Here is a 12,584-nt window from a genome sequence, read left to right as displayed (position 1 = left end):
CTTTAATATTGATATGACTATATTTTATCACAAATTAGACGTGCATTGGTCTTTTACTGCAATTATTTTATTATTTTTAATTTTTTCGCTTACACCCAGCATGAAAAATGTAGTCATTTTCGCCCCTTTAATATTGATATGACTATATTTTATCACAAATTAGACGTGCATTGGTCTTTTACTGCAATTATTTTATTATTTTTAATTTTTTCGCTTACACCCAGCATGAAAAATGTAGTCATTTTCGCCCCTTTAATATTGATATGACTATATTTTATCACAAATTAGACGTGCATTGGTCTTTAATTGTTTCGGTAAGCTTTGCTTCCGGCAGAATGAACCAGAATTTGCTGCCCCTTTTTTCTTCCGATTCAAAATCAATATAACCGTTATGCCTTTCTACAAGCTTTTTGGTAAGAGTTAGCCCCAGACCGGTTCCGTCCTGTTTTCTTGCATAAGAAGAATCAATCTGCCTGAATTCCTGAAAAATTTTGTCCCTGTTTTCTTCTGAAATTCCTATTCCCGTATCAATAATTTCTATTTTTAAATTACCTTCAACAAATAGTGAATTAATAAAAATTTTACCGTCATCTTCCGTAAATTTAACCGCATTGCTGAGCAAGTTATACATAATTTGCTTAAACCTAACTATGTCAGCATTAATTATTGTATTTTTTTCAAGTTTTGTTTCTATAAAAATATTTTTTTTAATAGCCATGCCCTTTAAAATAGTAACTGTTTCAAAAATTGCAAAATTTACATCAAAAATTTCATAATTAAGCTCCAGATTGCCTGATTCAACTTTTGAAAGATCAAGAATATCATTTACAAGCCTTAAAAGATGTTTTCCGCTTAAGACAACGTTATTAGTAAATTTTTCCTGTTTTTCGTTTAATTTGCCAAAATCACCGCTTAACAACATTTCTGAAAATCCTATAATTGCATTCAAAGGTGTCCTGAATTCATGCGACATGCCCGCCAAAAATTCGCTTTTTAATTTTGTTGCTTCCTGTACTCTTGTGTACAAAATCGCCTGTCCGATTGCTATAGCAATTTGACTGCCGGTATCTTTAAGAATTTCTATATGAGTACTTTCCCATTCTCTCGTGTAATGAAGCTGGTGAACCATTATTACGCCCAGAACTTCGCTCTTATGCACTACAGGAATGATAATAAGTGATTTTATATTATTTATTTCAAGATAATTTTTTTTAATATCTTCCAGTTTTTCTTCTTCAGAGTTATTTACAACTATGTGTTTGTTACTTTTTAATAAATGCTCCTGCCAATTTTGCGGCAATTCCAGTATTAAAGAACTGAAATTATTTAATACACTGGGAACATTTTCATTAATTCGATATTCATTCTGAATACAAAATTTTTCTGTAGTTTTGTCATAAAGGGCAATAAGACATCTATCCACTTTTAAAAGCATGCCTATTTCTTCTACTATTTTTTCCAGAACCTTATCAAGATCAAGAGATTCTCTAATACTGTTTACAAGCCATCTTACAATTCTTTCTTTTTCCTGTTGTTCAAAAATTTTATTGATATATTCATTGAAATCCTCATCTTTATAAGGTTGGCTTCCTGCAGCAGGAAGAAGTTTCCTGTTTTTATAAATTTCTTTTATTACAAGATCTTCATTTTCTTCAAGATTGGCATTTATATAATCAGATTCTTTTTTGTTTATTTCCAAAAAATAGTCAAAATATTTAATTTTTTTTAAAATTTGTTTCAAATTATTAAAATCTATTTTCACTGACTGCTTAAAAAAGTCTGATTGTAATTTTTTCTTTACTTTTCTCAACATTTTTTTAATATCTTCCTAACATTAATTGTTTTAAAATTAATTTAAGTTGAACATTTTTACCTAAAGAAGCCCTTTTGATTAAGAAATTAAGTGCCTTTTTAAAATTAAAATATTGTATTTATATTTAAATAAAATTGTATTTATATATTTTATATCATATTCTTCTCCAAAGTAAAGTTTTGTGTCAAATGATATATATTACATGTCAATTTTTCTTTTGTTGCTTGTTTTATATAAGTAGAAACGCTGGTTAAAATCTTTTTTGTGTTGAAAAATTTGTGTCTAGACTTAAGGGAAAGCTACAATATATGACATTAAAAAATCTAAATCTTAATAATAACAAGTTGCGTAGTTATAATAAAGCCTTGATAAAGAATAAAAGTATAGCTTACGGCTCTGCAAAAAGTCATTCAGATTCGGTAAACTTGCAAGACAGCGTAAATTTTAGTAAAAAAACATTAGAATCATTTAAAACGAGCCCTTTAAGACAGCAGATTTCTTTTAAGGGTTCTTTTTTTAAGGCCGCTGAAATGAAAAAATTCTTTCTTGGAGAGGAATCTATCTTAGCAAAAGAGCTTCTTGCAGATATAACAAAGTATATAGAACCTACTAAAGAAAATTCTTTTGTGCTTTCTCTCGCGTATGATGTGAATAACAAAAAAACAGGAATTGCTAATGATTTAATTCACCCCAATAAACCATTTTATAAAAATCTCTGGGAATCTTTTATTGATTTACCAAAGTTGATTATTAATTATTCAAAAAAAATATTTGGCAATGAGAAAACTAAAGAAAAAATCAATAAACAATTTAGTCAGGAAGAAGCCCGAAATACTCTTTTAGGGTTTTGGATGAACGTCATGAAGATTGCCGGAGATTTTGATAAAAAAATTACAGGTTCAAATCTTGATGAACTTAAAAACATTCTTAAAAAAGGCGTGGTCGGCAATGAAAAAGAATTATCAAACTTCTTTGGAAAAGGAAAACTTAAATCAGTTTATTCTTTTAAAGACGGAAAAGCTTCCGGAATCCTTGCTAAATCAGATGATAAAGGGAATCATCTTGAAGAATTCGCAAAAGAAATTTTAAATGACACCCCGAGAGAAGAAGGTTCTTTTATAGAAAAAGCTAAAAAAGAATATGTCCAGCAAACAATTGATAAAATTACGGAAACAAAACAGGGCTATATTCTTCCAAATTTTGGAACAAGCGCAAACCAGTTTATAGCAAGAGCTGTATCAGGAACAATTCCGGCATGGTTCATTGCAAAAGATTTTTATAACCTTAAAATTTTAAATACCAATGATAAAAAACAAGCCGAGAAGGAACGGAAATCAAAATTCAAACAAGAAACAACCAGGATAGCTCTTGATACTTATCAGGGATATATTCTCAACTCTGTATTTGAAAAATTAACAAACAAATCCCTTCCTTTTGCATTGGGAGTGAACATTGTTAATTCTATAGGTTCAAATATATTTAGCAGATTAATTACAAAAAGACCTGTTTTTCCCATAACTGTTGAAAAAGCAGAAAAATTAAACCTTGAAAAAGCAAAGAAAGTTCAAAAAGCAGCCGAATTGCAAAAAAATAAATCATCGATCGGTTTTGGAGCGAATAATAAAGGCATAATTAATTCCATAAAATCAAGCCTGAAAGTATTCGATAAAAAATTTGCAAATGCAAAAATCTGTCGGGAAACAATGACTGTAGAGCAGTTTACAAAAGCTTATGAACGAGTAAACCAGCTTGATACAAAAGATGCCAGAAAAATGCTTGAAATAGCAGCCAATCGTATAAACGAAGCCGCCACCGAAGATAAGAAAATCAAAAAAGCTTTTTCACAGCTCACTCTGGATGATATATTGAATCATTCTCATATAAAAGACCAAAAAGAAATAGTAATAGGAAGAAACTGGATATACAGATATTCTAAGGAGGCTGTAAACATAGTTAAATTACCGTTTGAATTTGCCGCAACACTAGGAAGGGCTATAATAAACCCTGTTCTGAAACTTATCGGCAAAAAACCTTTAGAAGCAAAGAAAAAAGGTTCATTTTATTCTGAACAGTTTGTAAAAAATATTACCGGTTGGGCAGATAAAATTAATAAAAAGATGGAAACTATAGACGATAGCAATCTCGAAGAAGCAATAAGCCGTTATGGAAGAAACAAGAACTTTTTCAGTACAAAAGTTATGGAATACGGTACAAATGAACTTAGCACGGCAATGAAACTTACAGGTTTTACGACTGTTCCGTTCCTTGCTGTTGATGCTTATAACGTAAACTTATCAGAAACGAAAGACAAGGATTCATCAAGTAAAAAATCACACGAAAGGGCTATTCAGGACTCTTCAAGGCAGGGAATCTCTCTTTGGATTTGTTACGCATTCAACCAGATGGGCAAAGCTATTTCAAATGCTTCATTGTTGGGTAATGCTTTGGTTATTGGGGTTCAGACTTTTAGCTATGAGTCTCTCACCAGGCTTGTTGTCGGTCAACCATTATCAATTACAACTCATGAAAAAATGGTAGAAATTGAAAAAGAAAAATCAAAAAACAAAAACTGGTTTGTAAAATTAATGGCAGGTAGGCTTAAAACAAATTCGGTGCCCGTTGAAACTCAAAAACAACCTCAAAGCTAACCAGCAATTCGAGCTCTTTCACTTCTCCGAATATAGCGATTAAATTTTTAATATTTATATAAAGATATTTTTATATTAAAATATAAATTTGAAATAAAAGTATAAAGGGTGTAAATATTAATAATGGCAAATATATTAATCGTTGAAGATAATGTCATGAACATGGAAATGGCGGGAGAACTGCTAGAAAACGCCGGTCATTTCATTATAAAAACAGAAAATGCTTCTGATGGAATAAAACTTGCTAAGATTAAAAAACCTGATTTAATTCTTATGGATCTAAATCTTTCCGGCATGGACGGCTTGACTGCAACAAAAATCTTAAAAGAAGATTTTTCGACAAAAAATATTCCGATTATTGCCTTTACTGCAAAAGTAATGCAAAACGACAAAGAAAAAGCCTATGGGGCAGGTTGTTGCGGATTTATTTCAAAACCGATAGAAATTTCTGCTTTTGTTAATAATGTCGAATCTTTTTTAAATTCCGAAAATAATACCAGCTTACAATCAATAATAAATAGTAATTTTGAGGGCTTTAGTCGGAATAGTAAAGAAAATCAAGTAGCTAAGATCTTCAATCAGCCGGAAACGACTGTGGCAAAGAAACAAAAGACATATAAAAAGCATAAAGTACTAATAATTGACGATAATCCGATGAACACAGAAATCTTAAAGGAAATCCTTGATCAGATAAACCAGAGTTCTGTTGTTGTCCATAATGGCAAACATGCGCTTGATATAGTTGAAAAAGAAAAATTTGATTTAATTCTTCTTGATGTGATGATGCCGGAAATGAGCGGTTTTGATGTTATTAAACAGCTTAAATCAAAAACTTCCACAAAAGATATTCCTGTTATTTTTGTCAGCGCACTTGATAAAACCAGTGCTATAGTTAAAGGGTTTAATTTGGGATCTTATGAATATATTATAAAACCTTTTAATATAGAAGAAGTCAAAGCCAGAATCCTGAGTATATTAAAAATTAAAGATCTTCAGGACGAATTAAAAGCTGAGAAAGAAGTTCTTGAGCTAGTGTTTAAATTTTCAGCCGATGGCATCGTAATTTTAGATTCTGACTTTAAAATAATTTCATGTAATGAATTATTTTCAAAATGGCTGAATTTATCTAAAGAAAAAATAATTAATCAGGATTTTTGTTGTATTTTTGGAAATAACAATGATTTTTGTCGTATAAAACAATGCCTGCAAGCAAGTGAAGGGTGTACTAATTTTTGTCTTGAAATAAACGCAGACAGCGACAAAGAAAAAAGATTTCTTGAAATAAGTTGTTCGAAAATAAACCAGTCTTTAAACGAAGTTGAAGGTTATGTTTTAATTCTTAGAGATTTTACGGAGCATAAAGAAATTGAACAACAAAAAGAAACTTTTGTAGCAACACTTACGCATGACTTAAAAACCCCTGTTCGTGCTCAAATGAGGGCATTGGAAATGCTTCTTGATGAAAAGTTCGGAAAAATAAACGATAACCAGAAAGAAATCATTGAAGAAACAGTTAATTCAAACAAATATATGTTTGGGATGGTGGAAAATCTTCTCGCAACTTATAGATACGAAAATAAAAGCGTAAATATTCAAAAACATTATTTCGATATTAATGATTTAATAAAAAATTGTTACGAACAAATAAAATACCTTGCCGAAGACAAAAAACAGGCAATAAATTTTAATTTTGAGCGGAAAACTCTGAATTTATACGCAGACAGCCTTGAAATAAAACGGGTTATAATCAATTTACTTTCAAATGCCATAAATTATACCTGTGAATACGGACAAATAATTATTTCTTCAAAACTTAAAGATGATGCGGTCATAATTTCTTTCGCCGATAACGGAAAAGGACTTTCTGCTCAGGAAATATCAACTATATTTAACAAATACCAAAGCTTCGCCAAAAAATTCAGACAAGTCGGTACAGGTCTTGGACTTTATCTTTCAAAACATATTATCGAAAGCCATAACGGCACTATCTCCGTAATAAGTGATGAAAGCACAGGAAGTGTCTTTACAATAAAATTACCCGTAAAATAAAAATTTCCCTATCCCTTAATTTAAACATGGGATAAAATATATTCAGTTCATGTTTGTTTTCAGAGTTGTAAAATATGAACTGAAAACAATATCGTTAATTGAGATAAAGAATGCCAAACACCATTTTTATAAAAGAAAGTTTTATAAAAATTATAACTTCTTCGATAAGCACTATTATCGAAGCCAAAGATGTTTTTAAAAAAGAAGTTTCTCAAGGGGTCTTGTACAACCTTGTCAACAGAAATGAATACTTGAAAGAAACCTGTCAGGCGCTTAATTCTGATAAGCAAAAACTGATTTCCTTAAAAGGATTTCAAGGAACAGGAAAAACAGAATTCATCAACACCATAATATACGCACTTGAAGAAAATATACTTAATTTTTACTATGAATGCTCTCCCGTAACACATTTGGATGATATTATCCTCTCTTTATTCAATTTTTTAAAGAAAATAACAATAAAAAATCCTGAATACAAAAGAGCTTTTAAAATTTCAAACAACCAATCAATCGATGAAAGGCTAATGAATTATATTAAAAGCATAAACATACCTTTATTAATCGTGATTGACGGTTTTGAAAATCTGCCTGAAGAACAAAAAGAATTAACACATTTTTTGGAGTTCCTTTTATCGCTTCCTGAAATAAAAATAATTATAGCCGGTCGAAAATTAAGTTTTTCTTCTCAAAAAACTGAAACTTTTGAAATAAGGCTTGGCGGTCTCGAAGAATCGGAAGCTTATAAACTTCTGAAGAATAACGGAATAACAGAAACAGAAAGCGGTTTGCAACAAATTTTTCAAGTAACCAGAGGGTATCCCGAAAATCTTTTGTTGTTTTCAAATACCGTTAATACTTTAGATATATCTTCTTTTGATTTAATGCAGGAATATTACGCAAAAGAACAAAAAAGCTTTGAAGAATTTGTTTATCAGAAGATTTATAAAACTATTCCCGATGAATTTTTAAAAACCGTTTATTTTTTTGCAGCTGTAAGACACTCTGTGAGTTTTGAAACATTAGAAAAATTAAATTTTACCTCTGATATTTTAAATAAAATAAATTATCTGGCTTCCAAAATGATCTTAACTCAAAACGGTGGCGTCTCTTACGTAAAAAGTCTACTAAAAAGCACTATTTATTCAAATATTACAGCTGATGAAAAAAAGCAAATCCACAGATATCTTTATGAAATATATTCCGAACAAATTTCGAAAAAACTCGAAGAAAGAATTTTCTCTATATCAAGAAAACTTTTATACTCAGAACAGTATTATCATTATATGTGTTTAATAAATTACGGCGACAAATCTTTACCTGCTTTAAAATCGACAACACTATCAAACCTTAAGCCTGATTTTAGATATCTATATACAAATATAACAGACAAATTATTTACGGGAAGCGCAGAAAATGAATTTAACAATCATTCTTCTTTGTTGCAAAAAGAAAATAAAACAGATATAACCTTGAAAAGCAGTCAGGTTGAAAATAAAAACAAACAAAAGCCCGAAAATATAATAAAAACAGATGATATCATCTCGATTCAGATTCAGCCTGATGATAAAATCGAGCTGTCAGAAGAAGAACAAGCCCTTTTGGCTGAAGAAAACAACTTAAATGATTCCGAGGACGTTTCATCTGAAAAACTTGGACAGGTTATTAGTTTTACGCAGGCTGACGGAAAAACTCAGAGTGAAAGTTTTCTTGAAAAGGATAATAAAAAATCTGCTCAGTCTCAAAACAATAAACTTTCTAACGGGCTTGAAGAAAAAATAAACAGTTTAAAATCCGAAGCACGCACTTTTTATGAAAGCGGCAAATTCGACGAAGCTGCAAAAAAATTCGAAGAAACTCTTGTTTTATATGAAATTCTCAAGGACAAATCAAATATAAACAGGTCTTTAGTTTTAATAGCAAATACCTATAAAGAAGGTTTTCGTCATGATGTTGCTTTGATGTACTACAATCGGATTATAGGTCTGGAAAATACCTCTGTTGAAACAGAATCAGCAATTGAAGCATTATGCGGCATCGCTGATATTTATGATTACAGGGAAGATTTTGATAATGCCTTAAAATTTTACGAAAGAGCTCTTATAGAAGCTGAAAACTCTAATAATACAAAACAAAAAGCAAATATATATTTTAAAAAAGCACTTGCTTATGACGATTTTGGCGATATTGACAAGGCGTTGGACTTTTACCTGAAAAATACTAATATTTCAGGAAATATTAAGACAAACCCCAATATAGCAGCAGCTTATTCAAACATGGCAGCAATTTACGAAGAACGCGGAAATTTACATAAAGCAAAAGAATATTATTCGGAATCATTGAAGTTTGATAAACTTATGAAAAATAAAGAAGGGCAGTATGAATCGCTCTCAAGTATTGGAAATATATATTTTGATATGGTTGATTATCAAAAAGCTAATGATTGTTTCCATGAAGCACTTGCAATTGCCAAAGAAACCTGTGATGATTATAAAATAGCTATGAGCTATCTTGACATCGGCGATATATATTTGCAGGAAAAATATTATGAAAAAGCTTTAAAAGCTTTTATAATTGCAGGAAAAATTATCGAAAAGACAATTTCCACGGACAGCAGGGAAAAAATAGACCGAAGATTAAAAAAAGTTATAAATGAGACAGGCGAACATAATTTTAAAAAAATTATTGAAAAATTAAAGAAAAAAATATGAATAATAATATAAACGAAAACGATAACTGGGAAATTTTTATAAAAAAAGCTGAAGAATTTAATATAAACCTGACAGATAAGCAGGTCAATCAGTTTAAAAAATACTGGCAGTTTCTATACGAATATAACAAGCATACAAATCTTGTAAGTTCTGCCGAGGCTGACATAGTGGTTTTAAAGCATTTTGCAGATTCTCTTTCTATTGGTCTACTAGAAAACGAATTAAATCTAAATTCTCCAAAAAGTGTTATTGATATCGGCATAGGTGGAGGATTTCCCGGAGTCCCCATAATTATAACTTATCCGCAGTTAAAACTTTGTGCTGTCGATTCTGTCGGCAAAAAAACAGAATTTATTTCTCAACTTTCTCAAGAATTGGGATTTAATGACAGAATTGAAATTATAAACTCGAGAGCTGAAGAACTTTCTTCTTCAAATGACAGTTTATTCGACATTGCTGTTTCAAGAGCTGTAAGCAAACTTAATGTCTTGCTGGAATATACTTTGCCTTTCATTAAAGTTGGCGGATATTTTATAGCTTATAAAGCAAAAACTTTTCAAGAAGAAATTATCGAAGCAAAACAAGCACTGGCTATTTTAGGGGGAGAAGTTATTAAAACAGTCAATTACACTCTTTCTAACGAAGAAAGAAATCTTATTTTGGTCAAAAAAATAAAGCCTACTCCCGAAAAATACCCGAGAAGAACAGGAACACCCGGCAAAAATCCTCTATAAAAACAGCTAATTTTATAAGGCTGATTAAAATTATGCGTCATTGCGAAGAGAGGCTTTAGACTCGACACGGCAATCCATTATATTTTTTATAGATTATCCCGATATATCATTTGTTGAATCGGATAGAAAATACAAAATGAAAATATAAAAAATACTCAATAAGCCTAATTTTTGTGTTTTTTGCTTAAAACTGTATATGGGCTTAAAAATATTATCCTTTTCAACAATAACTAAAAATCTCCACCCTGTTTCTTTTATTATTTGTTGGGATAAAATATATTCTTTTCCGTTAATCATTAATTCGGAAAGATTTTTTTTATAGTGATATGAAAAAGTAATTAAGTAACATTGCAAATATTAAGTACTATATCCCTGCTTTTCATAACATTTCTCAGAACGTGACTAACGTAATCTTTAAGCTCTAAAACATTTTTAAAGAATTTATTGTTAAAAAAGTCATCCCTTAAAACTTTCCAGAGTTTTTCTATGAAATTAAAATCGGGAGAATATGGCGGTAAAAAGAACAGTTCAACATTTTTCGGTAAAGGATACTCTTCACCTCCCTGATTTCTACGGTATGCAGCGTTATCCATTATGATAAGGTGTTTTTTATCAGGGTAAAGCTCTGATATAGTGCTCTGAAAAATTAATTAAGAAATGAAATATTTTTTGCGAAAGCACTATAGCTTTTAGGAGTGCTGCTTTTCGGAAAAATCAGGCTTTGCCGGTTTTCCTGAAAACAAACTCGTTTCAGTATAACACAATACTTATCAGCTGATTGATAATACTTGAAATTGCTATTATATTATGCTACTATAAAGTAGTAAGCATAAGGAGCAGAAAAAATGCCTAAAGTTTCAGTTTCAATTCCGGAAGATATAATAGAATTTATAGACGAGCAAGGCAAAAATAGAAGTAAAACTATTGTTACTATTCTTGAAGATTATAAAAAGTGCAGGCAATTTAATGATCTTGAAAAAGCTTATGAAGAATATGCCGAATTTAGCAAAGAAGATGATAAAGATTGGCAGGGATGGGAAGACACTTCGTTAAAAGACATAGGTAAAGAGTAATGGCGAATCCAAAACGTGGTGAAATTTGGCTTGTTGAATTTGATCCTTCCGTAGGTACAGAAATACAAAAAACCAGACCGGCTTTAATAATATCCAATGATATTGCAAATGATAAAAGTTCAAAAATTACTGTTGTCCCTTTAACAAGTCGGATAAAGCAATTTCCAATTGTTGTTATAATTGAACCTGACGAATTAAATAAACTTGATAAACAAAGTTTAATTAGAGTTCCTGATGTTTGTACTTTTGATAAACTTAGGTTAAGAAATAAAATTGGTGAATTATCATCAGAAAAACTAAAAGAAGTTGATAAGAAACTAAAATTGCATCTTGGATTAAATTAAAAAATAATTATTAAATTTTATTTAAAAAGCTGTCAGTATAAACAGCTTTTTTATTTGCTCAAATTATAAACTGCACTGCCAAAAAATCAAACAGAGAATTTCGCTTAATTTTTTGAGAAAAACCCTAAAAAACTCTTCAAAAAGAATTCTCTTTATTTCATAAAATGCAAAAACCCCGCTAACAGCGGGGTTTTTAAAGGCTAAAGGACTTATTTGTCTCTTGATATAGACTAAAATACGGAGAAGAACGAATTCGAACCCTCGATGTAGAAAGCTACCGCATTTTAGTTTATACTCAAGTATAGCTTGCTTTTTCACTTTAATCAACTTTAACTCCTTTTATAAACACAATACTTATCAAGTACTTTTAAAAATATCATGAACCGTGTCACTTGACACAGTTCACTACATAAGTTATTATTTTAGTATGATAAAAACTTTTAAACATAAAGGAATAAAGAAATTTTTTGAACAGGGAGTTGCTTCCGGTATAAACCCTGAGCATGAATCAAGATTAAAAAGAATGCTCGCATATCTTGACAGAGCAAAATATCCGGAAGATATGAATTTACCGGGTTTTAAATTACATCCGTTAAGAGGTGATAAGAAAGATCTATGGTCAGTAACTGTCAGCGGCAATTGGAGATTGACATTCAAGTTTGAAAAAGGCGACGCATACATTTTAGATTACCAAGATTATCATTAACAGGAGTATAAAAATGATTTATAAAAGAGAAACCGATATAATGCACAATCCTGCGCATCCCGGAGAAATTTTAAGAGAAGATTGTATTAAACCGCTTGGATTAACCATCAAAGAAGCTGCTTTAAAGCTGGGTATAACAAGACAAAATCTATCAGATATCGTTCATTGCAAAACAGCTGTTAGTCCCGCAATGGCTATAAAGCTTGCTAAAGCTTTTAACACATCACCTGATGTATGGTTAGGAATGCAAATGCAATACGATTTATGGAAAGCTAAACAAATTACCAATGTTGATAATGTTCAGATAATGTATGGTTAGTTTTTTAGAAAATATTTCACAATAAAAATTACAATAAAAGTTGTCGGTGAGAAATCAACAGCTTTTTTTATTTGCTTAAATTCCGAACTGCACTGCCAAAAAATCAAACAGAGAATTTCAACTTAATTCCCTATAAACAGGAGTTACGCAGCATAAGTTAAAGTCTTGTTGTCATTGAATTTTATAGTAC

At 30.5% G+C, this 12,584-nt stretch carries 10 protein-coding genes; 8 read left to right on the top strand and 2 right to left on the bottom strand.

Translation table 11 applies throughout. The features are described from left to right. Positions 1 to 277: 277 nt before the first annotated feature. Positions 278 to 1,813 (bottom strand): ATP-binding protein, encoded by a 1,536-nt coding sequence (locus tag WCG23_11790; GenBank protein MEI8390550.1) that lies wholly within the window; start codon positions 1,811 to 1,813, stop codon positions 278 to 280. 308 nt (positions 1,814 to 2,121) lie between these two features. On the opposite strand from WCG23_11790, the gene WCG23_11785 reads away from it, so the two are divergent. From WCG23_11785 to rsmG, 4 genes are all read left to right on the top strand, one after another. Further along, the gene (locus tag WCG23_11785; protein ID MEI8390549.1) at positions 2,122 to 4,461 is read left to right on the top strand and encodes a hypothetical protein; all 2,340 of its coding nucleotides are present in this window, start codon (positions 2,122 to 2,124) and stop codon (positions 4,459 to 4,461) included. A 123-nt stretch (positions 4,462 to 4,584) separates the two neighbouring features. Continuing rightward, a complete protein-coding gene (locus WCG23_11780; GenBank protein MEI8390548.1) occupies positions 4,585 to 6,510 on the top strand; it encodes a response regulator in 1,926 nt (641 codons plus the stop codon). A gap of 110 nt (positions 6,511 to 6,620) precedes the next feature. Next, a complete protein-coding gene (locus WCG23_11775) occupies positions 6,621 to 9,218 on the top strand; it encodes a tetratricopeptide repeat protein (protein MEI8390547.1) in 2,598 nt (865 codons plus the stop codon). Continuing rightward, positions 9,215 to 9,952 carry a 16S rRNA (guanine(527)-N(7))-methyltransferase RsmG gene (gene rsmG, locus WCG23_11770; protein ID MEI8390546.1) on the top strand — a complete coding sequence of 246 codons (738 nt, stop codon included), beginning with the start codon at positions 9,215 to 9,217 and terminating at the stop codon, positions 9,950 to 9,952. Before WCG23_11775 ends, rsmG begins: the two co-directional genes overlap by 4 nt. A gap of 338 nt (positions 9,953 to 10,290) precedes the next feature. Here the strand turns inward: rsmG and WCG23_11765 are convergent, their stop codons facing one another. Continuing rightward, a complete protein-coding gene (locus WCG23_11765; GenBank protein MEI8390545.1) occupies positions 10,291 to 10,584 on the bottom strand; it encodes a transposase in 294 nt (97 codons plus the stop codon). A gap of 213 nt (positions 10,585 to 10,797) precedes the next feature. On the opposite strand from WCG23_11765, the gene WCG23_11760 reads away from it, so the two are divergent. The 4 genes from WCG23_11760 (at position 10,798) to WCG23_11745 (ending at position 12,394) form a co-directional block, all read left to right on the top strand. Continuing rightward, positions 10,798 to 11,025: a hypothetical protein gene (locus WCG23_11760; protein ID MEI8390544.1), complete on the top strand. Its 228-nt coding sequence runs from the start codon at positions 10,798 to 10,800 to the stop codon at positions 11,023 to 11,025. Continuing rightward, the gene (locus WCG23_11755) at positions 11,025 to 11,369 is read left to right on the top strand and encodes a type II toxin-antitoxin system PemK/MazF family toxin (protein MEI8390543.1); all 345 of its coding nucleotides are present in this window, start codon (positions 11,025 to 11,027) and stop codon (positions 11,367 to 11,369) included. Before WCG23_11760 ends, WCG23_11755 begins: the two co-directional genes overlap by 1 nt. Positions 11,370 to 11,796: 427 nt before the next feature. Continuing rightward, entirely contained in the window at positions 11,797 to 12,075 is a 279-nt protein-coding gene (locus tag WCG23_11750) for a type II toxin-antitoxin system RelE/ParE family toxin (GenBank protein MEI8390542.1), read from the top strand. Positions 12,076 to 12,088: 13 nt separating this feature from the next. Next, on the top strand, positions 12,089 to 12,394 hold the full coding sequence (locus WCG23_11745; protein ID MEI8390541.1) for a HigA family addiction module antitoxin: 306 nt from the start codon (positions 12,089 to 12,091) through the stop codon (positions 12,392 to 12,394). Positions 12,395 to 12,584: the final 190 nt, after the last annotated feature.

The organism is bacterium (genome assembly GCA_037147175.1).
GTDB lineage: Bacteria > Cyanobacteriota > Vampirovibrionia > Gastranaerophilales > UBA9971 > UBA9971.
The sequence above is the reverse complement of the archived record's forward strand: the minus strand, read 5'-3'. Positions and strand labels throughout refer to the sequence as shown.

Excerpts from the sequence above, each read along its gene's own strand:
- WCG23_11790 (MEI8390550.1), bottom strand. The coding sequence starts at position 1,813 with ATGTTGAGAAAAGTAAAGAAAAAATTACAATCAGACTTTTTTAAGCAG.
- WCG23_11785 (MEI8390549.1), top strand. The coding sequence starts at position 2,122 with ATGACATTAAAAAATCTAAATCTTAATAATAACAAGTTGCGTAGTTAT.
- WCG23_11780 (MEI8390548.1), top strand. The coding sequence starts at position 4,585 with ATGGCAAATATATTAATCGTTGAAGATAATGTCATGAACATGGAAATG.
- WCG23_11775 (MEI8390547.1), top strand. The coding sequence starts at position 6,621 with ATGCCAAACACCATTTTTATAAAAGAAAGTTTTATAAAAATTATAACT.
- rsmG (MEI8390546.1), top strand. The coding sequence starts at position 9,215 with ATGAATAATAATATAAACGAAAACGATAACTGGGAAATTTTTATAAAA.
- WCG23_11760 (MEI8390544.1), top strand. The coding sequence starts at position 10,798 with ATGCCTAAAGTTTCAGTTTCAATTCCGGAAGATATAATAGAATTTATA.
- WCG23_11755 (MEI8390543.1), top strand. The coding sequence starts at position 11,025 with ATGGCGAATCCAAAACGTGGTGAAATTTGGCTTGTTGAATTTGATCCT.
- WCG23_11750 (MEI8390542.1), top strand. The coding sequence starts at position 11,797 with ATGATAAAAACTTTTAAACATAAAGGAATAAAGAAATTTTTTGAACAG.
- WCG23_11745 (MEI8390541.1), top strand. The coding sequence starts at position 12,089 with ATGATTTATAAAAGAGAAACCGATATAATGCACAATCCTGCGCATCCC.